Origin of the sequence: Dyella sp. ASV21 (assembly GCF_016428975.1) — a bacterium.
Taxonomy (GTDB): Bacteria; Pseudomonadota; Gammaproteobacteria; order Xanthomonadales; family Rhodanobacteraceae; genus Dyella.
Genome location: NZ_JAELTT010000017.1, coordinates 1 through 23385, shown reverse-complemented (window position 1 = coordinate 23385; position 23385 = coordinate 1). Strand labels below are relative to the sequence as shown.

Annotated in this window: 10 protein-coding genes and 1 pseudogene; 6 read left to right on the top strand and 5 right to left on the bottom strand. The window is 63.7% G+C overall.

Translation table 11 applies throughout. From position 1 onward, the window contains the following. Window positions 1-7 precede the first annotated feature (7 nt). The 4 genes from JHD67_RS08035 to JHD67_RS08020 all read left to right on the top strand — a co-directional run bounded on the left by JHD67_RS08035 (window position 8) and on the right by JHD67_RS08020 (window position 8873). Entirely contained in the window at window positions 8-3115 is a 3108-nt protein-coding gene (locus JHD67_RS08035) for an efflux RND transporter permease subunit (RefSeq protein ID WP_199098654.1), read from the top strand. Then, window positions 3112-6408 (top strand): efflux RND transporter permease subunit, encoded by a 3297-nt coding sequence (locus JHD67_RS08030; protein ID WP_199098653.1) that lies wholly within the window; start codon window positions 3112-3114, stop codon window positions 6406-6408. The genes JHD67_RS08035 and JHD67_RS08030 overlap by 4 nt, the downstream gene beginning before the upstream one ends. Then, entirely contained in the window at window positions 6405-7868 is a 1464-nt protein-coding gene (locus tag JHD67_RS08025) for an efflux transporter outer membrane subunit (protein ID WP_233171729.1), read from the top strand. Before JHD67_RS08030 ends, JHD67_RS08025 begins: the two co-directional genes overlap by 4 nt. A 126-nt stretch (window positions 7869-7994) precedes the next feature. Next, on the top strand, window positions 7995-8873 hold the full coding sequence (locus JHD67_RS08020) for an aldo/keto reductase (protein ID WP_199098651.1): 879 nt from the start codon (window positions 7995-7997) through the stop codon (window positions 8871-8873). Window positions 8874-8914: 41 nt separating this feature from the next. On the opposite strand, the gene JHD67_RS08015 is transcribed toward JHD67_RS08020, so the two are convergent. The 3 genes from JHD67_RS08015 to JHD67_RS08005 form a co-directional block, all read right to left on the bottom strand. Next, entirely contained in the window at window positions 8915-9844 is a 930-nt protein-coding gene (locus JHD67_RS08015) for a 5'-nucleotidase (RefSeq protein WP_199098650.1), read from the bottom strand. An 82-nt stretch (window positions 9845-9926) separates the two neighbouring features. Then, window positions 9927-10700, bottom strand: a complete 774-nt coding sequence (locus JHD67_RS08010) for an NAD kinase (RefSeq protein WP_199098700.1) — start codon at window positions 10698-10700, stop codon at window positions 9927-9929. Window positions 10701-10847: 147 nt separating this feature from the next. Further along, complete coding sequence (locus tag JHD67_RS08005; RefSeq protein ID WP_199098649.1) at window positions 10848-15782, bottom strand: NAD-glutamate dehydrogenase domain-containing protein; 4935 nt, start codon at window positions 15780-15782, stop codon at window positions 10848-10850. Window positions 15783-16622: 840 nt separating this feature from the next. Here JHD67_RS08005 and JHD67_RS08000 point away from each other — a divergent pair. Next, the gene (locus tag JHD67_RS08000) at window positions 16623-17849 is read left to right on the top strand and encodes an efflux RND transporter periplasmic adaptor subunit (RefSeq protein WP_199098648.1); all 1227 of its coding nucleotides are present in this window, start codon (window positions 16623-16625) and stop codon (window positions 17847-17849) included. 11 nt (window positions 17850-17860) lie between these two features. Then, a complete protein-coding gene (locus JHD67_RS07995; RefSeq protein WP_199098647.1) occupies window positions 17861-21100 on the top strand; it encodes a multidrug efflux RND transporter permease subunit in 3240 nt (1079 codons plus the stop codon). Between the two features lie 329 nt (window positions 21101-21429). Here JHD67_RS07995 and JHD67_RS07990 read toward each other — a convergent pair whose 3' ends face one another. Both JHD67_RS07990 and JHD67_RS22315 read right to left on the bottom strand, forming a co-directional pair. Then, complete coding sequence (locus JHD67_RS07990; RefSeq protein ID WP_199098646.1) at window positions 21430-22506, bottom strand: Imm71 family immunity protein; 1077 nt, start codon at window positions 22504-22506, stop codon at window positions 21430-21432. Next, a pseudogene (locus JHD67_RS22315) lies at window positions 22503-23385 on the bottom strand (hypothetical protein); the annotation flags it as partial. The gene JHD67_RS07990 and the pseudogene JHD67_RS22315, both read right to left, overlap by 4 nt.

Sequence of the window (23385 nt, the reverse complement as noted above, 5' to 3'; positions counted from 1 at the left end):
CGTACCGATGAACATCTCCCGCCTGTTCATCCTCAGGCCGGTAGCGACCTCGCTGCTGATGATCGCGCTGGTGTTGGTAGGCCTGGTGGCGATGCGCTTTCTACCGGTGTCGTCGCTGCCCAACGTGGACTACCCCACCATCCAGGTGCAGACCTTCTACCCCGGCGCCAGCCCCACGGTGATGGCGACCACGGTAACCGCGCCACTCGAAGTGCAACTGGGACAGATTCCGGGCCTGCAGCAGATGACGTCGAACAGTTCGGCGGGCGCGTCCATCATCACCCTGCAGTTCGATCTGGCGCTCAACCTCGATGTGGCCGAACAGAATGTGCAGGAGGCCATCAACGCGGCCAATAGCCTGCTGCCATCGGGCCTGCCGGCGCCCCCCACCTATGCCAAGGTGAATCCGGCGGACCGCCCCATTCTGACCCTGGCGGTGAGTTCGCGCTCGATGTCGCTGCCGCAGTTGCAGGACGTCGCCAACAATCGCCTGGGCGCCAAGATTTCCCAAGTCTCCGGCGTAGGCCTGGTGACGCCCGCCGGCGGCAACGTACCGGCCATCCGTATCGAAGCCGACCCGAAAAAACTGGCCGGCTATGGCCTCAATCTGGATGACCTGCGCTCGTTGATCGCCAACGTCAACGTGAGCCAGCCCAAGGGCAACATCGATGGCCCGGATCTGGATTACACCATCAACGGCAACGACCAGATCCAGAACCCGCAGGATTACCTGGATACGGTCATTTCGTACCAGAACGGCGCGCCGGTCTATCTGCGCGATGTCGCGCGCGTCACCCAGGCCGCGCAAAATACCGAACAAGGCGCCTGGTACAACCAGACCCAGGCCATCGTGCTCAACGTGCAGCGCCAGCCCGGCGCCAACGTGATCGCCACGGTGGACCAGATCATGAAGGTGCTGCCGCAGCTCGAATCCACCCTGCCCGCCGGCATGCACGTGGAAGTGGTGTCCGACAGCACCGGTATCATTCGCTCCTCCGTCTCCGATGCCGCCTTCGAGTTGATTCTCGCGGTGGTGCTGGTGGTGCTGGTGATCTTCGTGTTCCTGCGCAACCTGCCCGCCACCATCATCCCGAGCATCTCCGTGCCGGTGTCGCTGGTCGGCACGCTGGCCCTGATGTATGAGCTCAACTACTCCATCGACAACCTTTCGTTGATGGCGTTGATCATCGCCACCGGTTTCGTGGTGGATGACTCGATCGTGATGATCGAGAACATCGTGCGCTATCTGGAGGAAGGCAAATCACCGCTGGACGCCGCCCTGATCGGCGCCGGACAGATCGGCTTCACCATCGTGTCGCTCACCGTCTCGTTGATTGCCGTACTGATCCCGCTGCTTTTCATGGGCGGCGTGATCGGACGCCTGTTCAGCGAATTCGCGGTGACGCTGGCGGTGACCATCATGCTGTCCGCCGTGGTCTCGCTGACCCTGGTGCCCATGCTGTGCGCGCGCTTGCTGCGCGCCAAATCCGAGCGCCATCCCAGCCGCTTCGAGCGCATCAGCGAAGGCCTGTTCGATCGCACGCTGGCGGCCTACAAGCGTGGCCTGGGCGTGGTCATGGCTCACCAGACCGCGACCTTGCTGGTGTTCGTGGCTACGCTGGCGCTTACCATCGTGCTGTACGTAATCATTCCCAAGGGCCTGTTCCCGGTGCAGGACGTGGGGGTGATCCAAGGCATCAGCGTGGCCGACAATTCGGTGTCCTACGGCGCCATGGTCGACCGCCAGGCACAGCTGGCCAAGGTCATACTGAACGATCCCGACGTCGCCAGCCTCACCTCCTACGTGGGCATCGACGGCACCAACAACACGCTCAACAACGGGCGCTTCCTCATCAACCTCAAGCCGCGTGGCGACCGTTCGGGCACCGCCGCGGATGTGTCGCGCCGATTGCAGCAATCCGCGGCCGAGGTCGCCGGCATCAAGCTGTTCCTGCAACCGGAGCAGGACCTCACCCTCGACACCACCATTTCGCCCAACCAATACCAGTTCGTGCTGCGTGGCCCCAATCAGCAGGCTTTCATGCACTACGTGCCCGAGCTGATGGATCGCATGAAGCAGATCCATTCGATCACCGATGTGACCAGCGACCTCAACAACGACGGCATGAGCGTCAACATCGAGGTCAATCGCCCGCTTGCCGCGCGCTATGGCATCACCGCCGCCACCATCGACAACGCGCTGTACGACGCACTGGGCCAGCGCATTGTCTCCACCATCTTCGAGCAGGCCAGCCAGTACCGCGTGATCCTGGTTGCCAAGCCGGAGAGCCTGCCCACGGTGGAGTCGCTGGGCGATCTCTATCTGCCCAGCCAGACCAGCAGCAGCGGCCAGGTACCGCTCAAGGGCATCGCGACCATCAGGATCACCAAGTCGCCACTGGTGATCAGTCATCTTGCACAGTTTCCCGCCGTCACGGTGTCATTCAATCTTGCCAAGGATGCCTCGCTCAGCAAGGCGGTAAGCGAGATCGAACAAGTGGAACAGGCGGTGCATCTGCCTTCGTCCATCACCTCCTCGTTCCAGGGCGCGGCGCAAGCCTTTCAGGATTCGCTGTCCAGCGAGGTCTACCTGCTGATCGCCGCCCTGGTCGCCGTCTACATCGTGCTGGGTGTGCTCTATGAGAGTTTCATCCACCCGGTGACCATTCTCTCCACGCTGCCTTCCGCCGGCATCGGCGCCCTGCTCTCGTTGATGATCGCCGGCAGCGACCTGGATGTGATCGGCATCATCGGCATCGTGCTGCTGATCGGCATCGTCAAAAAGAACGCGATCATGATCGTGGACTTCGCCCTGGAAGCCGAACGCGAGCATGGCAAGCCGCCGGAGGAGGCCATCTTCGAGGCGTCGTTGCTGCGTTTCCGCCCGATCCTGATGACTACGCTGGCCGCCATGCTGGGCGCCCTGCCGATGCTGCTGGGCAGCGGCACGGGCTCGGAACTGCGTCGACCGCTGGGTCTGGCCATCATCGGCGGCCTGGCACTGAGCCAGGTGCTGACCTTGTTCACCACGCCGGTGATCTATCTGTTCTTTGATCGACTCGCCCAGCGCACGGGACGCCGGGCGTCCGGTGCAACCGCCGAGCCCGCGCCATGAGTATCCCCGGCCTGTTCATCCAACGGCCGGTCGCCACCACGTTGCTGGCGGTGGCGATCCTGCTGTCGGGTCTGCTGGCCTATTTCCACCTGCCGGTGGCGCCGCTGCCCAACATCACCTTCCCGGTAATCGTGGTGCAGGCGAGCATGGCGGGCGGCAGTCCGGAGATCATGGCCTCCACCGTGGCCGAGCCGCTGGAGCGCCGATTGGGCACGATCGCCGATGTCACCGAGCTTACCTCGCAGAGCACGGTGGGTACCTCGATGATCGTGGTGCAGTTTGGGCTCAACCGCGATATCAACGGCGCCGCGCGCGACGTGCAGGCCGCTATCCAGGCCGCCCGCGCCGACCTGCCGACGACGCTGCGCAACAACCCGACCTATCGCGAATACAACCCGGCCGATTCGCCGATCATGGTGCTGGCACTGACCTCGCACACCTTGACCCGCGCGCAGCTGTACGACTCGGCCAACTCCGTCATACAGCAGCAATTATCGCAGGTGGACGGCGTCGGCCAGATCACCCTGGGCGGCAGCGCGCTGCCTTCCGTGCGCGTGGAGCTGGAGCCGGATCGGCTCAATAGCTACGGTATTGGCCTGGAGGACGTGCGTGCCGCCATCAGCGCGGCCAATGCCGACAGCGTGAAAGGCCATATCGATGAAAACGGCCAGCGCTACGAAGTGCTCTCCAACGATCAGATCAACAAAGCCGCGCCGTATCGCGACCTGGTGGTGGCCTATCGCAACAATGCGCCGGTCATGCTGCGCGACGTCGCCGATGTGCAGGATTCGGCGGAGAACATCCGCAATGCCGGCCTGTACAACAGCCAGGATGCGGTGCTGGTCATCGTGTATCCGCTACCGGGCAGCAATATCGTCAAGACGGTAGCGCAGATCCGCACGGTGCTTCCGGATATCGAGGCGACGCTGCCGCACAATGTACATGTAGGCATTGCGGTGGACCGCTCGCAATCGGTGAATGCGGCGGTGAACGACACCGAGCGCACCCTGGTCATGGCGATCCTTCTGGTGATCGGCGTGGTGTACATTTTCCTGCAATCGCCGCGCGCCATCCTGGTGCCCGCCGTGGCGCTGCCCTTGTCCATCATCGGCACGTTCGGGCCGATGTACCTGATGGGCTACAGCATCGACAACCTTTCGTTGATGGCGCTGACCATCGGCACCGGTTTCGTGGTGGACGACGCCGTGGTGGTGCTGGAAAACATCGTGCGCCATGTGGAAGCCGGCATGGAGGTGCACGAAGCCGCCATGGTCGGCAGCGCCGAGGTGAGCTTCACCGTGATCTCCATGAGCCTGTCCTTGATCGCGGTGTTTCTGCCTATCCTGTTGATGCCTGGTGTGGTCGGCTTGCTGTTCCACGAATTCGCGGTGACCTTGTCCACCGCCATCCTGCTCTCGCTGGTGATTTCGCTGACGGTGACGCCGTGCATGGCCGCGCATGTGCTGAGTCGCCGCGCCTTGCACTCACGCGCGCGCTGGGCCGTCTGGTACGAAGAGCGCTTTGAGCGCTTCAAGCAAGGCTATGCGCGCACGCTCACCGCCGTGCTCGACCACGCCCTGCTGGTGGTATTGCTGCTGATGGGCCTGGTGGTGGCCAATGTATTCCTGGTGCGCCTGCTGCCCTCCACTTTTTTCCCCGAGCAGGACAACGGCATCCTGATGGGCCAGATCATCGCCGACCAAAGCATCTCCTTCCAGGCGATGGAGAAGAAGCTTGCCCAGCTGCAGGACATCGTCAAACGCGATCCGGCGGTCGCGTCCGTTGCCGGCTTCACCGGTGGACGGGCACTCAACACCGCCAACGTATTCGTGGAACTCAAGCCCCTCGCCGAGCGCAAGTTGTCGGCCGCGCAAGTGGTGGAGCGCCTGCGTCCCAAGCTCAATGCCGTGTCGGGCGCCAAGCTGTTCATGCAGGCCGCGCAGGACCTGCATATCGGCGGCCGCCAATCCGCCTCCGAATACCAGTACACGCTGACCAGCGACGATCCGGACGCGCTCTACACCTGGGTACCGCGGCTGGTCACCGCCCTGGGCGACCACCGCAACCAGCTCACCGATGTGAACTCCGACCTGCAGCAGAACGGCCTGCAGATCTACGTGGATGTGGATCGCCCCACCGCTGCCCGCTACGGCTTTGCGCCCAACCAGATCGACAACGTGCTCTATGACGCCTTCGGCCAGCGCACCGTGTCGACCATCTACAACGAGCTCAACCAGTACTACGTAGTGATGGAAGTAGCACCCAAGTATTGGCAATACCCGCAGACCATCGAGCATATTCGATTCAGCACCGCCGCCGGCAATGCTTCCGGCACACAGCAGACGCAGATGTCCAAGGCGATCGTCAGCGGCGTAACCAGCGCCAGCACAGCTACCGGCGTCAGCACCGGCACCAACGCGCTCAATGCCGACGCGGAGGCCAACCAGCTCACCAACGCCATCTCCAACGCGCGTGGCGGCAGCTCCAGCGGCAGCGCGGACAGTACCGCCTCCGAAACGATGGTGCCGTTCCCTGCGCTGGCCGCCTATGTGAGCAATCACACCGCCACCCAGGTCAACCATCAGGGCGGGCTGGTCGCGGGCACCGTCTCTTTCAACTTGCCGCCGGGCGGCTCGCTGAGCAATGCACTGGCGACGATTGCCCAGACCTCGCGAGACATCGGCATGCCGGCGTCGATCCATGGCGGCGGCGCGGGTGCAGCCCAGGTCTATGCGCAATCGATGTCGACCATGCCGCTGTTGATACTCGCGGCGCTGGCCGCCGTGTACATCGTGCTGGGCATCCTCTACGAGAACACGGTGCACCCCATCACCATCCTTTCCACGCTGCCTTCGGCAGGCATTGGCGCCACGCTCGCCTTGCTGATCTTCGGGACACCATTCTCGGTGATTGCCCTGATCGGCATCATCCTGCTCATCGGCATCGTCAAGAAGAACGCCATCATGATGATCGACGTGGCCATTCACTTGCAGCGCGACGAAGGTCGCGAGCCACGCCAGGCCATTCACGAGGCCGCCGTGCTGCGCTTGCGACCGATCATGATGACCACCGCCGCCGCCGTGCTGGGTGCGGTGCCGCTGGCGGTGGGTATCGGCCAGGGCGCCTCGTTGCGCCAGCCGCTGGGCATCACGGTGATGGGTGGCCTGATTCTCAGCCAGGTATTCACGCTCTACACCACGCCGGTGATCTATCTCTATCTCGACCGTCTGCGCAGCCGTCTGGCGCGGTGGTCGGCTCACCTGCCCTGGAATCGTTCGGAGGCCAGCGCATGAAGACATCACTCGTTCGCACCGCACTCGCGGCCAGCATCGCTTGTCTGCTGGGAGGCTGCATGGTCGGCCCTGACTATCACCGCCCCGATGTCGCCGTGCCCGCGCAATACAAGGAATTGCCCGGGTGGACATCCGCCGCACCCGCCGCGGATGCACCCAAGGGGGAATGGTGGAAGGACTTCCATGATCCCTTGCTCGACGAACTGGAACCGCAAGTGGTGGTGTCCAACCAGACCGTGTTGCAAGCGGAGGCCAACTACCGCGCGGCGCTGGCCGAGGTGCAGGTGGCGCGTAGCGCGCTGTTTCCCACTGTCGGCATAACCGGCGCTGCCAGCAAACAACGCAGCGCCGCTGGCAACGCCGGCAGCGGCCTTGAACATTTCCGACCGGTAAGCACGGCAGGTTCACTCGAAGGCAGCATCAGCTGGGCACCGGATCTATGGGGCAAGGCGCGCCGCGCCACGGAAGAAAGCAAGGCCAGTGCGCAGGCCAGCCAGGCCACGCTCGCCAACGCTACCTTGGCCGAACAGGTGGCGCTGGCGACCGCGGTGATCGATCTGCGCGCCACCGATGCGGATATCGATCTGCTGCAGAAGACCGTGAGCGCGTACGAAGGCTATCTGCGTGTGGTCGCCAACCAGGACAAGGCGGGCACGGTGCCGCCCTCCGATGTCATTGCCGCACGCACCCAATGGGAGAATGCCCGCTCCAGCCTGCTCGCCCTTGGCGTGTCGCGGGCGCAGTACGCACACGCCATCGCTGTGCTGGTGGGCAAGCCGCCCGAGCAGCTGGATATCCCGCACAACGGGCGCCTGCCCGACGTGCCGAACGTGCCCGGCGGCATTCCCTCCACCCTGTTGCAACGCCGCCCGGACATCGCCGTGGCCGAGCGCGACATGGCCGCACAAAACGCCGCCATTGGCGTGGCCGTAGCCGCCTACTATCCGTCGCTGTCCTTGTCGGGTGCGGATGGCTTTTCACAGTCCCCGCTGGCCGGATTGCTGCATGTCGCCAACCATGTGTGGTCCCTGGGCGCCGACGTTAGCGAAACCGTGTTCGATGCCGGGGCCCGGCACGGACAAGTGGCGGCAGCGCGCGCCAACTATGAAGCGGCCGTGGCCAACTACCGCGGCACCGTGCTCGGCGCCTTCAAGAACGTGGAGGACGATCTTTCCGGCCTGCGCATCCTCTCGCAGCAATCGCAGGTGTTGGACGCAGCGGTAAGCGATGCCAGCCGTGGCGCGGCCATAGCCTTCAACGAGTACCAGGCCGGCACCGTGGACTACACCACCGCCGCCACCGCCCAGGTCACCCAGTTGAGCACCGAGCAAAGCGCGCTCAATGTCCGTCAGCAACGGCTACTGGACACGGTGTCGCTGATCGGCGATCTGGGCGGCGGCTGGTCCAGCGACCAACTGGGCGACGGCAAGCCGCTCGCTGTGGCCCCCACATCGCCCTGAGCGCTTGTCTCCGCTCGTTCCGCAGTGCACGCATGCCGCGGAACGGGCGACCCGGCCCGGCGGCTTGGCTGGCGCGGCGGCACCAGGCTTGGCACACTGCCTGCCCCGTTTACTCCGTACGCTGCCATGTCGCCTTCTGCTTTTACGTTGTCCCCCATCGTCGCCGGACTCTGGCGCGTCAAGGACTGGAATCTCAGCGTGGACGAACGCGTGCGCTGGATCGAACAAGCGCTGGAGTTGGGCATCACCTCGTTCGACCATGCGGATATCTACGGCGACTATCAGGCCGAAGCGCTGTTTGGCGAAGCGCTCAAAGCCGCCCCCGCCCTGCGCCAACGCATGCAGCTGATCACCAAGTGCGGCATCCGCTTGCGCTCGGCCAACCGGCCCTATCGCATCAACTACTACGACACTTCGGCAGCCTACGTACGCGCCCAGGTGGAACAGTCGCTGCGCAACCTGCATACCGAACAGCTCGACCTGGTGCTGATTCACCGCCCCGATTACCTGATGGATGCCGCAGCGCTGGCCGACACCTTCGCCACACTCACCCGCGAGGGCAAGGTGGCGCATTGGGGCGTGTCCAACCATTCGGCCAGCCAGTTCGCCTTGCTGAACCAGCATCACCCGCTGCTCACCAACCAGCTCGAACTCTCGCCGCTGCACCTGGCCGCGCTGGATGACGGCACGCTCGATCAGGCGCAGCAGCTAGGCGCACGCCCGATGATCTGGTCGCCGCTGGGCGGCGGCCGCCTGTTCAGCGCTGACGACGAACAGGCCACGCGCCTGCGCGCCGAGATGACACGCATCGCCGAACGCTACAACATCAACCTCGCCACGCTCGCTTTTGCCTGGGTGCTGCGTCACCCCTCGCGCCCGCACCCGATCACCGGCACCGGCCGCATCGAGGGTCTGCGCGACGCAGTGGCCGCCCTCGCTGTCACCCTGGATGCCGAAGACTGGTACGCCATCTGGACCGCCAGCAAGGGCCACTCGGTGCCCTGAGGCCTGCCGCTGCGTTGCCGGAAGCCGGTGCAGCGGACGACTCAGCGATTACTTACGCCATGTGGCACATGTCCCGTAGCTACGTGCTTGCGCGCCGACTCCACGTTGGCCGGTGAATCGTCGAAGAAGATGTCCGCGCCAAAGGCTTCCAGGAACGGTCCCTTGTCGCGGCCACCGAGAAACAGCGCCTCGTCGATACGCACACCCCAGCGACGCAGGGTAAGGATCACGCGCTTATGGGCGGGCGCCGAACGCGCGGTGACCAAGGCGGTGCGGATGGGGGAATCCTCCGCCGGGAACGCCGCCTGCAGGCGATGCACTGCCGACAGAAACCCACGGAAGGGCCCCACCGAGAGCGGCTCGTCCGCTCGCTCGCGCTCACTGCGATGAAAGGCTTCCAAGCCTTCCTCGCGCGACACGCGCTCACCCTCATCCCCAAAAATCACCGCATCGCCGTCAAAGGCGATGCGCAACTGCTCGGTGGCGCGCGGCGGCGCGGTGGACGGCAGGATGGTGGCAGCGGCAACACCCGCGGCCAGCGCGCGGCCCACGTCTTCCGCATTGGCGGAAAGAAACAGGTCGGCTTTGAAGGGCGCGATGTAGTCGGAGGTGGGTGCCCCACTGGTGAATGCGGCACGGCTGATCTCCAGCCCGTAATGCTGGATGGCATTGAAAATGCGCAACCCGGTATCGCCCGAGTTGCGCGACAGCAAGATAACTTCCACCGGCGGCACATCGCCGGCCAGCTTGTTGAGGTCGAGCAGTTTCTGTACCAGCGGAAAGGCCACGCCCGGCTTGAGAATCTCGTTCTCGTGATCGATCTGGAACTCGCGATACGCATCCAGCCCATCGCGCTCGAACAAGGCATGGCTATCGCCAAGATCGAACAGAGCACGCGAGGAAATGGCGACGACCAAGCGGTTGTCGCCGGCAGCGGAGCGATCGTGAGCGTCGGGTGCGGGAGTTTTCATGCCGTCAATCTAGCAAAAGACGCGTCCGTCAGACGGAAACGGCTCCAGGCCTTTACAGGCCACGGCACAGGATGACCAGCCCTCAATCCTGCGCGAATTGCTCATCCAGGATGCGCTGCTCGAGGTTGTGCTCCGGATCGAACAGCAGCTTCACGCCCTGCCCGGCCGATTGGCGAATGTCGACTTCCCGGATATCGCGTACTTCGTGGAAGTCCGCCGTGGCACTGACCGGGCGCTTGCCTGGATCGAGCACGCGCAACGTGACCAAGGTGCGATGCGGCAGGATCGCGCCGCGCCAGCGGCGTGGACGGAAGGGGCTGATGGGGGTAAGCGCCAGCACGTTCGCATCCAGCGGCAGAATGGGACCATGCGCGGAGAGGTTATAGGCGGTGGAACCGGCTGGCGTGGAGACCAGGATGCCATCGCACACCAGGGTGGCGAGCTTCACCGTGTCGTTGAGCTTTACCTCCAGGTGCGCGGCCTGGTTGCTCTGGCGCAGCAGCGAGACTTCGTTGAAGGCCAGCGCATGATGCACTTCGCCCGCGATATCCACCGTGCGCATTTCCAGTGGATACAGCACGGCCGCGTGTGCGCGTGCAATGCGATCTTCCAGCTCATCCAGGCGGTGCTTGTTCATCAGAAAGCCCACGCGCCCCAGCTTCATGCCATAGACCGGCGCCGGCAACGCGCGGTAGGCGTGCAGGGTGCGCAGCATGAAGCCGTCGCCGCCCAGGGCCACGATGACGTCGGCCTGTTCCGGCGGCGCGTCGCTGTAGCGTTCGACGAGCTTGCGGCGGGCCTGTTGGGCAACATTGGTGTCGCTGGCGACGAAAGCGAAGCGCATGGGGCCTGACAGCGGTCGGGAAACGAGGCCACCAGTTGAACGTAGATACACGAAGGGCGCAAGACCGTTGTCGGCCTGCGCCCTTCGGGGTTACTGCCAAGTGAGCTGTGGGTCATCCCCGCGGCCCCTATTCAGGCGCCGCGGGAACAACGCATCGGCTTACTGGTTCACCGGCACCTGTGCCAGCTGCGCCAGGCGGCGGACCGCGACCGAGGCGATCGGGTAGTCCGCGTTCTGGGTGAGGATTTCCGCCAGCATGTTGCGGGTGTACTTCAGCGTGGCGTCGTCACGCTGCAGCCATGCTTGCACCGGCGAAATGCCCTTGGCATCGGCGGTCATCGACAGCACTTGCAAGGCCAGCGCACGATGCTGGTGGTTCAACTCGTCCAGCAGCGAACCGCGGGCCTGGGCATGCCAGGCGCCTTCCACCGGCAGGGCCTCGATCTGGCTGCGCAGCCATTCCAGGTCCAACGACTCGCCCAGTTCGTAGAACACGCCGGCCACCTGGGTGATCGGCTGGCCGCTCTGCTGAGCGACTTCCACGATGTCGAGCATGGCGCGCAATTCGGGGATTCGCGCCAGGCGCAGCGACAGTTCGGCGGGCAGACCCAGGCCTTCCCACTTTTCCTGACTGGTGGAGAAATCCGCCTTGCCGGTTTCGGTGAGCGCGTTCGGCAGCGCCGCCCACAGCTCCATCACGCCTGCCTGGTAGCGTTCCACGTTGGCGTTGATGTCCAGCGTGCCGCCCGGACGGTTGAGCAACCAACGGGTGAGATGACGCAGCAGCGACCAGATCTGCAGGATCGCATCGATCTGCGTGCCCTCGGCCACCTTGCTGTCCAGTGCCTCGATCTCGGACCACAGTTCGCGCGCGCCGAGGATCTCACGCGCCGCCGTATAGGCCTTGGCGATGGCCGCCGGTCCCTGTCCGGTATCTTCCTGCATGCGCATCATGAAGGTGGCGCCCATGCGGTTGATGGTGGAGTTGGTCACGGCCGTGGCGATGATTTCGCGCTTGAGGCGGTGACGCTGCATATGATCGGCATACTTGGTATGCAGCGGCTCGGGGAAGTAGCGCACCAGTTCCTTGGACAGGTAGGCGTCTTCCGGCACATCCGATTCGAGCAACTGCTGGTACAGCTTGATCTTGTCGTAGGACAGCAGCACCGACAGTTCCGGACGGGTCATGCCGATGCCGCGCGTCTTGCGCTCGGTCAACTCCGCTTCGCCCGGCAGGTTCTCGACCTGACGATCCAGCAAGCCTTCGCTTTCCAGCATGCGGATGAAGTGCGCCATCGAGCCGATACGGTGCACCGACTGGTGCTCCATCAAGGTAATGGCCTGGTTCTGGCGGTAGTTGTCCCACAGCACCAGCTGACCCACTTCGTCGGTCATGCTGGCCAGCAGCGTATTGCGCTGCTCGAGCGTGAGCTCATTGCGCTGCACGGCATCACCGAGCAGGATCTTGATGTTCACCTCGTGATCGGAGGTGTCCACGCCGGCCGAGTTGTCGATGAAATCGGTGTTGAGCAACACGCCATGCTGGGCGGCTTCGATGCGGCCCTTCTGGGTAAAGCCCAGGTTGCCGCCCTCGCCCACCACCTTGCAACGCAGCTCGCCACCATTGATGCGCAGCGCATTGTTGGCGCGGTCACCCACGTCGGCGTGCGTTTCGCTGCTGGCCTTCACGTAGGTGCCGATGCCGCCGTTCCACAGCAGATCCACCGGCGCCTTGAGGATGGCGCTGAGCAGGTCCGACGGCGCCAGCTGCGTCACGCCGGCCTGCAGGCCGAGCACGGCGCGCACTTCCGGCGAGATCGGAATGGATTTGAGCGTGCGCGCATACACGCCGCCACCGGCCGAGATCAACGACTTGTCGTAGTCCTCCCAGCTCGAACGCGGAAGCTTGAACAGGCGCTCGCGTTCCACGTACGAACGCGCCGCATCCGGATTCGGGTCGAGGAAAATATGGCGATGATCGAACGCGGCCAGAAGGCGGATGTGCTTGGACAGCAGCATGCCGTTGCCGAACACGTCGCCCGACATGTCGCCCACGCCCACGCAGGTGAAATCCTGGCTCTGGCTGTCGCGACCCAGCGCGCGGAAGTGGCGCTTGACCGACTCCCATGCACCCTTGGCGGTGATGCCCATGCCCTTGTGGTCGTAGCCGTTGGAGCCGCCGGAGGCGAACGCGTCGCCCAGCCAGAAGCCGTGTTCCACCGAGATGGCATTGGCAATGTCGGAGAACGTGGCGGTGCCCTTGTCGGCGGCCACCACCAGGTACGGATCGTCCTGGTCGTGGCGCACCACGTCGTGCGGCGCGACGACCTTCCCTTCCACCAGGTTGTCGGTGATATCCAGCAGGCCGCTTATGAACATGCGGTAGCAGGCGATACCTTCGGCCAGCTGCGTATCGCGGTCGCCGTTCACCGGCGGACGCTTGACGAAGAAGCCACCCTTGGAGCCCACCGGCACGATCACGGTGTTCTTCACCATCTGCGCCTTCACCAGACCCAGCACTTCGGTGCGGAAGTCTTCGCGGCGATCGGACCAGCGCAGGCCACCGCGGGCCACCGGGCCAAAGCGCAGGTGGATGCCCTCCACGCGCGGGGCACACACGAAAATTTCGCGGTACGGCACCGGCTTGGGCAGTTCGGGCACGCGATGCGAGTCGAACTTGTAGCTGATGTAGCTGCGGTACTGGCCGCCCCACTGCTGGAAGAAGCTGGTGCGCAGGGTGCTGCGGATCAGCGACATGAAGCTGCGCAGGATGCGATCGTCGTCCAGGCTGGAGACGGTTTCCAGCAGGGTGCCGATGGTTTCTTCCACCACGGCGATCTGCTCGGCGCGCGGCTTGGAGAGCGCACCCACCAGGCCATCGATGAGGCCCGGATGCGCACTGCGCACCGCCTCGGGGATCAACGCCTGCATCTCGCCGCGCAGCAGCTCGCCGGCACGCTTGAGTTCGTCAGCGCTCAGCGTTTCGCGGCGCGGATCGAACTTGGCCAGGAACAGTTCCACCAGCAGGCCGGCAATGGCCGGATAGCGGTTGAAGGCGTCTTCCATGTAGTTCTGCGAGAAGGTCACGCCGGTCTGCAACAGGTACTTGCAGTAGCCGCGCAGCATGGCGATCTGGCGCCAGCTCAGCTTGGCGCCGAGCACGAGGCGGTTGAAGCCGTCGTTCTCCGCGTTGCCGCGCCAGATCTGCTCGAAGGCGTCCTCGAACAACGAGCCGACCTGCTCCACGCCAAAGGCGAGGCTGCCCGCGGTCTGCACTTCGAAGTCCTGAATATGCAGCTGAGCACCGTCCACGTGTACGTCGTACAGGTGCTCGGTCAGCACGCGCAGACCCAGGTTCTCCAACTGCGGCAGCACTTCGGACAGGGCAATGTCACCGCCACTGCGGTAGATCTTGAAGCGCAGTTCTTCCGGGCGCGCTTCCGGGTGATAGAACGACATGCGCACGGCATCGTCGCCCTTCAGCAGGGACAGTTGGCGTACGTCCTCGGCGGCCGCCGTGGGCGACACGTCTTCCACGTAGCCGGCCGGCATCGCCTTGGCGAAGCGGTTGGCCAGCACCACGCCATCGTGATCCCCCAGCTTGGCGACCAGCGCATCGCGCAGGTCGTCCTGCCAGTTGCGCACGATGGCGGCCACGCCCTTCTCCAGCTCGGCGATGTCGTACTGCACCTGATCGCCGATCTTCGGACGCACCACCACATACAGACGAACCAGGGCGGCTTCGCCCATCAGCACGGACGAATCGATATTCTCGCCACGCATGGCGTTGCGCAGCAGCGCTTCAATGCGCTCGCGCACCGTGGTGTTGAAGCGATCGCGCGGCACATAGACCAGGCAGCTCACGAAGCGGCCGTAGCGGTCGCGGCGCACGAACAGGCGGGTGCGTGCGCGCTGGCGCAGCTCCAGCGTGCCCATGGCGTTGGCGTAGAGTTCTTCGTCGCTACTCTGGAACAGCTCGTCGCGCGGCAGCGTTTCCAGGATGTGGCGCAGCGCCTTGCCCGAATGCGAATCGCGCTTGAGGCCCGAGTGGTCCATCACGTATTCGTACTTCTGACGCACCAGCGGCACATCCTGCGGACGCGCCATATAGGCGTTGGAGGTAAACAGGCCCAGGAAGCGCTGCTCGGCCACCGGCTTGCCGTTGGCGTCGAACTTGAGCACGCCCACGTAATCCATGTAACCCGAACGATGCGCATGCGAGCGCGCATTGGTCTTGGTCAGGATGATGGCGTCGGTGGAGCCGGACTGCGGCAGGTCATGCGCGACCAGCGTGCGCAGCGAACGCGGCGCCAGCGAGCGCTCACTCTTGTGCAAGATGCCCATGCCCGAGGTTTCCACCGCGCGCAGCACTTCTTCGCCGTCAGCTTCGGTGACTTCGTATTCGCGATAACCCAGGAAGGTGAAGTTGTCGTCCGCCAGCCAGCGGAGGAACTCTGCCGCCTCCTTCACCGCTGCCGCATCGAGCGGAAGCTGGCGGGATGGCAGGTCGGCGGCGATGGCCAGCGCCTTGTCGCGCATCTTCGGCCAGTCGTTGACGGCGGTGCGTACGTCGTCGAGCGCGTTCTCCAGTTGCTCCTTGAGCTTGGCCTGCGCGTCGGCATCGGCCACGCGATCCACTTCGAAATGCATCACCGATTCCGGCTGTGCATCTTCAGCGCCCAGCTTGATCAGCTTGCCGGAAGCATCGCGCGAGGCGTTCACCACCGGATGGATCACCGCGTGGATCTGCAAATGCTCCGACGCCACCATGGTGACGGTATCGACCAGGAAGGGCATGTCGTCGGTGACGACCTGGATGTAGCTGCGGCCGGCATGACCGGTCGTCGGATTGACCACGCGCACCGACGCGCGGCCGGCCTGGCGCTGCTGCATGAAGTTAAGCAGGTCGGCCACCAGCGCGGCCCACTCGGCCGTGGTGTGCAGTGCAAGGTCACCATCGGCCATGCGCGCAAAGAAGGCGCTGATAAAAAATTGCGCCTCATCAAGGCGCTGGGTGGGGAATCCGCTCTGCTTCAATTCTTCGAAAACAACAGTGGGGAAGGAGCTGTTGCTAGCCGCACGAATCGCGTTCATGGCATCTACTGTTTTGGGGAAACGGAATAGGGCAAAAAAGCTCTAGAAGGATACGCTCCGCGTCATGCCTATTCCACCTTCTTTCCAAGGCCATTTCAGCGAGCGGTCGGCTATGACGCCGTTGCAGCAAATGCCCTTCCCATGGCTTGCCTTTGCCAGCGATGCGCGTAACACGTAACGCTTTCGGCGGAAAAAGGTGAAGGCCTCATGACGTTGGCGTCATCCGCGGCGCTTGGCGCGCGCGCGGCCCCAGGCAATACCCGTGCGTATGTCGGGCACGCGCGTCAGCACAGACGCTGCATCGCAACACGGCATTCGCCCTCGGCGCAGAGGGTGATTCGGCGCATGCGAAACATGCCCACCGACGGCGCCACCCGCGGGACTTGCGGTGGCTTTGTGCCGCCCCGTCGCCCGAGCGCAAGCGAACCATCGGCACAGGCCAATCGCCTGGGGCGCTGGCACTATGCCGGTTTGGCATCCCCATCCCTGCCGACCCGCTCTACCGACACCCTTCCTTCACGGTTATGCGCCAAAATTGGTAGCACTGGATCTGCCCAGGGGTACGGCTTTTTTGCGCGTGACGACGGGAGCGGCTGTTTTGCTCAGCTTTTTCCGGGCCAGTCAACGGCTCTACAAATTGTAAACTGTACGGTATAGTCCACGCTCGGCTGCTTTTGTATCGAGCCACGGCTACGTCCCTGCCCGCCTCTCGCTCACTCCAAGGGCTTGATGGCAAGCGGGGTTGTCGTGTGCTTGGTGCCTAACGATCTTCGGTCGTCGCCCGGAGCGGCGACGACAAGCTGCATCCCCGACCACATTAAAAAAGAGAATGGAGCCCACATGAAGTCCACGTCACTGCGCACACCCCTGTTGTGCCTTGGCTTGCTCTCACTGGCCGCCTGCGGCAAAGGCAAGGAGCAAGGCCCGCCGCAGATGCCCCCGCCGGAAGTGGGTGTGGTCAAGGTCCAGCCGCAGAGCGAGCCGCTGCGCAAAAGCCTGGTGGGTCGCCTTTCTCCCTATCGCAGCGCCGACGTGCGCGCCCGTGTCTCGGGCGTGGTGCTTAAGCGCGTCTATAAGGAAGGCACCGACGTCAAGGCTGGCCAGTTGCTGTTCCAGATCGACCCGGCGCCGTACCAGGCCGCGCTGAACTCGGCACAGGCCGCCCTGGCTTCGGCCAAGGCCACCTATACCAATGCTCACGTCGTGGCCGAACGCGACCGCTCGCTGGTGCCGAAGGGTTACATCTCCCGCGCCCAGCTGGACGCCGACGAAGCCGCCGAGCGCTCGGCCGCTGCCGGCGTGCAGCAGGCCCAGGCAGCAGTGGTCACGGCCAAGGTGAACTTGAGCTACACCAACGTCACCGCGCCGATCGACGGCCGCGCAGGCCAGCAGCAGGTGACCGAGGGCGCTATCGTCGGCAACAGCACCGCCGACACCGGCTCCAACGCCACGCTGCTGACCACGGTCGACCAACTCGACCCGCTCTACGTGAACTTCACCATGAGCGTGTCCGACCTGGACCAGCTGCGCCGCGCGCAGGCGTCCGGCAACGTGACGCTGCAGCAGCAGAACAAGGCCACGGTGGAAGTGACCCTGCCCGATGGCTCCGTGTACGGCCAACAGGGCACGCTCGATTTCTCCGACACCACGGTGAACCCGGCTACCGGCGCGGTGAACCTGCGCGCGCTGCTGCCCAACGCCGACCGGACGCTGCTGCCGGGCCAGTACGTGACCATCAGCGCCAACTTGGGTGAACAGCACAACGTGTTCCTGGTGCCCCAGGCCGCCCTGCTGCGCGATACCGCCGGTGCGTACACCATGGTGGTGGGCGCCGATGGCAAGGTCGTGCGCAAGAACGTCACCGCCAACGACACCACCGGCAGCAACTGGATCGTGACCAAGGGCCTGCAGGCAGGCGACCAGGTTGTGGTGTCCGGCCTGCAGCGCGTCAAGGAAGGCGCACCGGCCAAGGCTTCGCCGTGGCAGCCCGACCAGCAGGCCGCGCCGGGAGGCGCCGGCATGCCGGGCGCGCCGCAGGCGGGTGCCAAGCCGGCCGGCGGCAAGTAAGGGAGTAGACCATGCCCAGTTTCTTTATCGACCGCCCCATTTTTGCGTGGGTGGTGGCGATTCTGATCTCCTTGTGCGGCACCATCGCGGTGCTCAACATGGGTATCGAGTCGTACCCGAACATCGCTCCGCCGCAGGTGACGGTCAACGCCACCTATCCCGGCGCCAGCGCTGACACCACCGAAAAAACCGTTACCCAGGTGATCGAGCAGCAGCTCACCGGTATCGACCACCTGCTCTACTTCAGCTCCTCGTCCAGCTCCAGCGGCTCGGCGACCATCACGCTCACCTTCGAAACCGGCACCGATCCTGACATTGCCCAGGTGCAGGTGCAGAACAAGGTGTCGCTGGCCACCCCGCGTCTGCCGACCGAGGTGACCCAACAGGGCGTAGTGGTTGCCAAGAGCAACCCGGACTTCCTGATGTTCGTGGCGCTGACTTCCAGCAACCCGGATATCGACGGCGACAAGCTCACCGATATCGTGTCCTCGCAGGTGCTCGACCAGATCGCCCGTATCCCGGGCGTGGGCAGCACGCGCCAGCTGGGTGCCGAGTACGCCATGCGCGTTTGGCTCAACCCGGACAAGCTGCAGGGTTATGGCTTGTCGGCAACCCAGGTACTGAACGCACTGCAGACGCAGAACGTGCAGTTCGCCGCGGGCTCGCTGGGCTCGGACCCGGCCGTCAACGGCCAGGGTTTCAGCGTGACGGTGTCGGCCGAGGGTCGCTTTGCCAACCCCGGTGAGTTCAACAACATCATCCTGCGCGCCAATGCAGACGGCACGGTGGTGAAGCTCAGCGACGTGGCGCGTATTGATTTCGGTCCGCAGAGCTATGGCTTTGCCGCGACCTGGAACGGTATCTCCACCGGTTCGTTCGGTGTGCAGTTGCTGCCCGGCGCCAATGCGCTGGACGTGGCCACGGCCGTGCGCGCCAAGATGACCGACCTCGCCAAGAGCTTCCCGGAGGGCGTGACCTGGTTCGCCCCGTATGACTCCACCACCTTCGTGAAGATCTCGATCGAAGAAGTGGTGCATACGCTGATCGAAGCCGTGGTGCTCGTGTTCCTGGTGATGCTGCTGTTCCTGCAGAACTTCCGGGCCACCATCATCCCCACCCTGGTCATTCCGGTGGCACTGCTGGGCACCTTCCTGGGTCTGCTGCCGCTGGGCTTCACCGTCAACCAGCTCACCCTGTTCGGCATGGTGCTGGCCATTGGTATCGTGGTGGACGACGCGATCGTGGTGATCGAGAACGTCGAGCGCATCATGACCGAGGAGCACCTGTCTCCGAAGGAAGCGACGCGCAAGGCCATGGGCCAGATCACCGGCGCGGTGGTGGCCATCACCGTCGTGCTGGCGGCGGTGTTCGTGCCGTCCGCGCTGCAACCGGGCGCCTCGGGCGTGATCTACAAGCAGTTCGCGCTGACCATCGCCGTATCGATGGGCTTCTCTGCGTTCCTTGCACTGTCGTTCACCCCGGCACTGTGCGCCACCATCCTCAAGCCCACGCACACCGAAAAGAAGAACATCGTCTACCGCAAGTTCAACGACATGTTCGACTGGGTGACGCACACCTATACCGGCCACATCGGCAGTGCCATCAAGCACGCGCCGCGCTGGATGGTGGTGTTCGTACTGGTGTCGCTGCTGTGCGGTTTCCTGTTCACCAAGCTGCCCACCAGCTTCGTGCCCGACGAGGACCAGGGTTACGCGCTGGCCATCGTCTCGCTGCCCCCGGGCGCCAGCCTGCAGCGCACACAGCACGTAATGGAGGAAATCCGCGACGTGCTGAAGAAGGACCCGGCCGTCGATGGCGTGTTCCAGATCTCCGGCTTCAGCTTTGTGGGCCAGGGCGAGAACACCGGCATGAACTTCATCCGCCTGAAGGACTGGAGTGCGCGCGATGTCACCGCGACGCAGTTCATCCAGCAGGCCAACATGAAGCTGCACGGCATCCGCGATGCGCAGATCTTCGTGGTCAACCTGCCCACCATCCGCGGCCTCAGTCAGTTCGGCGGCATCGACATGTACCTGCAGGCACGTGCCGGCCAGTCGCGTGACGAACTCACCGATGCCCGCAACATCCTGCTGGGTAAGGCTGCGCAAAGTCCGGCCCTGGTCGGCGTGCGTCCGAATACGCTGGAAAGCGCCCCGCAGCTCAATCTGAGCGTGGACCGCGTGCAGGCGCAGGCCATGGGTCTGTCGGTGAGCGATGTGTACAACGCGATCCAGCTCATGCTGGCCCCGGTGTACGTCAACGACTTCTCCTATGGCGGCCGCGTGAAGCGCGTGATGGTGCAGGCCGACGCCCCCTACCGCATGGGTCCGGAAGCACTGCAGCACATCTACACGCCCAGCTCGCTGGCCACCGCCAGCAGCTCGCCCACCACCAACAACATGATCCCGTTGGCCAGCGTGGTGAAGGCTGACTGGAGCATGGCGGCCCCCGCACTCACCCGCTACAACGGCTACTCGGCGGTGGAAATCGTGGGTAACGAAGGCCCCGGCTACTCCACCGGCCAGGCCATGGGTGTGCTCGAAGGCATCATCAACGACAACCTGCCCAAGGGCTTTGGCTATGACTGGACCGGCCAGTCGTACCAGGAAATCCTGGCCGGCAACGCCGCCACCTTGCTGATGGTGCTGTCCATCTTCATCGTGTTCCTGTGCCTTGCCGCACTGTACGAAAGCTGGTCCATCCCGGTGTCGGTACTGCTGGTAGTGCCGCTGGGCGTGCTGGGCGCGGTGGTTTTCACCATGCTGCGCGGCCTGCCCAACGACATCTACTTCAAGATCGGCATGATCACGGTGATCGGCCTGGCCGCGAAGAACGCGATCCTGATCGTGGAGTTCGCGGTGGAGCAGCAGCAGGAAGGCAAGACGCTGCGCGAAGGTGTGGTCCAGGCGGCCCGCCTGCGTCTGCGCCCCATCCTGATGACCTCGATGGCGTTCATCCTCGGCGTGCTTCCGCTGTTCATCTCCACCGGTGCCGGCGCCAATGCGCGTCACGCCATCGGTACGGGCGTGATCGGCGGCATGCTGTTCGCCACCATCCTGGGTCTGCTGCTGATCCCGGTGTTCTACGTGGTGGTGCGCCGCATGCTGGGCGACAAGATGGACGAAGCTTCGCACTCCATCCGCCAGGGTCACGGCGGTGCTGCAAGCGAAGGCAACGCGCTGCCGCCCAGTGGCAACACCCCGCCGAGCGGCATGCAGCCCTTCGATTCGGATCCGCGCCGCGGCGCCTGATCGAACCACGCTTGCCTCGCAAAAGAAAAAGCCCCGGTCGCAAGACCGGGGCTTTTTACTAAGAGCACCATTTTTCACACAGACGCGACCGAATGCCTACGACAACACGTTTAGACCGTACGCAAACGGATCAGCGCGCACACGCTATGACAACTGCATGGAGATCGCGTGTCGAATGAGCGGTGCCGACCGCCTTGTATTCGCGGCCATGTTTTCTGCAGGCTCTCAGCCATGACGAAGCTCTGGGCACCTTAAAGCTGAGCCAGTAGAAGATTCGCCGGTGTTCGCGCGCGTTGGGCAGCATTACGCCAGGCGGATAGTTGCCCAAGCTACACCGCCTTCATCAAGCGCCACATCACCCGCCGGCCCTGCAGGCGCGGCATGGGAATGCCAAACGCCACCGTCTGCGGACTAAGCGTCAGATCGTCCAGGCATTTCCATACTCCGGGGTAAGGGCACGGTTCGTCGGACCATACGCGCATGCCGCCGCGCAGCTCTTCGGGCTCGGGCGCCAGGCGTGCAGGGTCCGGTTGCTGGAATACATAGCCGCGCTCTTCCTCCGGAATAGTGCCGTCTTCATAGCGGTCGTCGCGCCACAGGAGGCGCCATACGGCGGGAATCCTCTCCCCTTTGCCATTGTTCACCCTTCGTAACAGCGGGGCCTTCGAACCGCCATGCAGATAGTTCATGGTGCCGGCTACAGAGATCTCGCGCGCGGAGGGTATTTGGTCGCCATGGAGTGGGTGCAGGTCAGATTTAGTCAGATCAACCGGCTCCCAAATGCCAGAAAAAGGAATGATGCCGTCCGTTGTGACAAGCGTATGTTTCTCAGGATCGGGAATCTCCATCATGTCCGCTGGAAAGCACATGTCACGTAGCGCTCCACGCATGATTGGGTTGTACGAATTGGGCGCGGGATCATCGATATATTGAGACTCAATGATTTTCTGTGAGCATTCACCCCAAGCCTCACTGAGCTGAGTTCGCGCGAAATCGAATTCCTGCCAATAGGGCGTACTATTCTCATCAATGCGGATATCTCCGACAGAGGCCCGATACATGGTTGTTCCCCAAGCGGACAACGCGCAGCCCGCCATCACAAACTCGCCTTCCGCGTTGTACTGGAACACGCGCTTGTCGCCTCGCCTGAGTCGACGCACGCCTTCTTCGCAGTGAGCAAGACCTTTAAGCGTGCGCACCAGATCCGATTCAGGCACGTCGGTTTTTGCGGATAAACCACGCTCGCTGGCGGCCTGCACGCTTTTCTCGCTTACTGCGGCCCACGCACGGTAATAGTCGAGGATGCGATTCCATGCGGAATACGAACTGATGCGCTTGAGCCAGTAGAAGATTTGCTGGCGTTCGTGGTCATCGGGCAGCATGACACCCTGAGGGTAAGTACTCATGGGCTGGTTTCCTCGATCTTTGTGGTTTGCTCGCGTGGCTGGAGCTTCTTGGTTTGCACGGTGCCTGGGATCGATGTCTCATCAAAGCCGTGCACACCATTGGCATCCTTCCAGCCGGTAGGACGTATTTCAAAGGCAATGCCCGATTCGGGGTCTACCCACCGAGCGGGCTTGCCGCTGGCGACCACGCCACCTTTTCCATCAACGCCGTACGCTAACCGCTGAAGCTCTCCCTTTGCGTTGCTCGAAAGGTCAAGGAACGCCTGTTGCGCACCGCCGGGCAGATACTGCCCCGGCAACTTGCTGCTGAGCTGCTCCGCGATGGTGCCCGTTACAACCTTGGGGCCGGCGTCTTGAGTCATATGCCCGATGACAACAAAGCCGTCGCGGTTCCACTCATCCAAAACGGCCCCCTGCTCCCGCCATTGCTTCGCATTGACAGGTGCCTCGCCTAGCCACCACCAGAACCCCCCAGGGTTGGTATCTTTGATCGTCACGTTACCTATCGTTTCGCCGGGGCCGAAAAAGCGAGCGATTTGATCGTTCTTGACTAACTCTCGATTAATCATGCGGCCACTATTGGCAGCAATGTTCGGACGAGTCCCGGCCTCCAGATCCACCCATGCGCTCAAATCCGGGTACCCATCCTCGGGTTGGTAGTAGGCCTTCCAGGATTTGGAATCGTCCGCCACCGCCAGGTTTTGCTTGCACCCGCCCCGCGCCGACCTCACCGGCAGCGGCCCCTCTTCCAGCAACCTCGCCTCATCCGTATACGTATGCGCCGTCTCACCCGTCGCCACTTCAAAGCGGACCGTGCGGCTGGTGGTTTCACCGCCGCTGCGGATATAGGACTGCACTTCGCGCAGCTTTTGGTCCAGC

Excerpts from the sequence above, each read along its gene's own strand:
- JHD67_RS08035 (WP_199098654.1), top strand. The coding sequence starts at position 8 with ATGAACATCTCCCGCCTGTTCATCCTCAGGCCGGTAGCGACCTCGCTG.
- JHD67_RS08030 (WP_199098653.1), top strand. The coding sequence starts at position 3,112 with ATGAGTATCCCCGGCCTGTTCATCCAACGGCCGGTCGCCACCACGTTG.
- JHD67_RS08025 (WP_233171729.1), top strand. The coding sequence starts at position 6,405 with ATGAAGACATCACTCGTTCGCACCGCACTCGCGGCCAGCATCGCTTGT.
- JHD67_RS08020 (WP_199098651.1), top strand. The coding sequence starts at position 7,995 with ATGTCGCCTTCTGCTTTTACGTTGTCCCCCATCGTCGCCGGACTCTGG.
- JHD67_RS08015 (WP_199098650.1), bottom strand. The coding sequence starts at position 9,844 with ATGAAAACTCCCGCACCCGACGCTCACGATCGCTCCGCTGCCGGCGAC.
- JHD67_RS08005 (WP_199098649.1), bottom strand. The coding sequence starts at position 15,782 with ATGAACGCGATTCGTGCGGCTAGCAACAGCTCCTTCCCCACTGTTGTT.
- JHD67_RS08000 (WP_199098648.1), top strand. The coding sequence starts at position 16,623 with ATGAAGTCCACGTCACTGCGCACACCCCTGTTGTGCCTTGGCTTGCTC.
- JHD67_RS07995 (WP_199098647.1), top strand. The coding sequence starts at position 17,861 with ATGCCCAGTTTCTTTATCGACCGCCCCATTTTTGCGTGGGTGGTGGCG.
- JHD67_RS07990 (WP_199098646.1), bottom strand. The coding sequence starts at position 22,506 with ATGAGTACTTACCCTCAGGGTGTCATGCTGCCCGATGACCACGAACGC.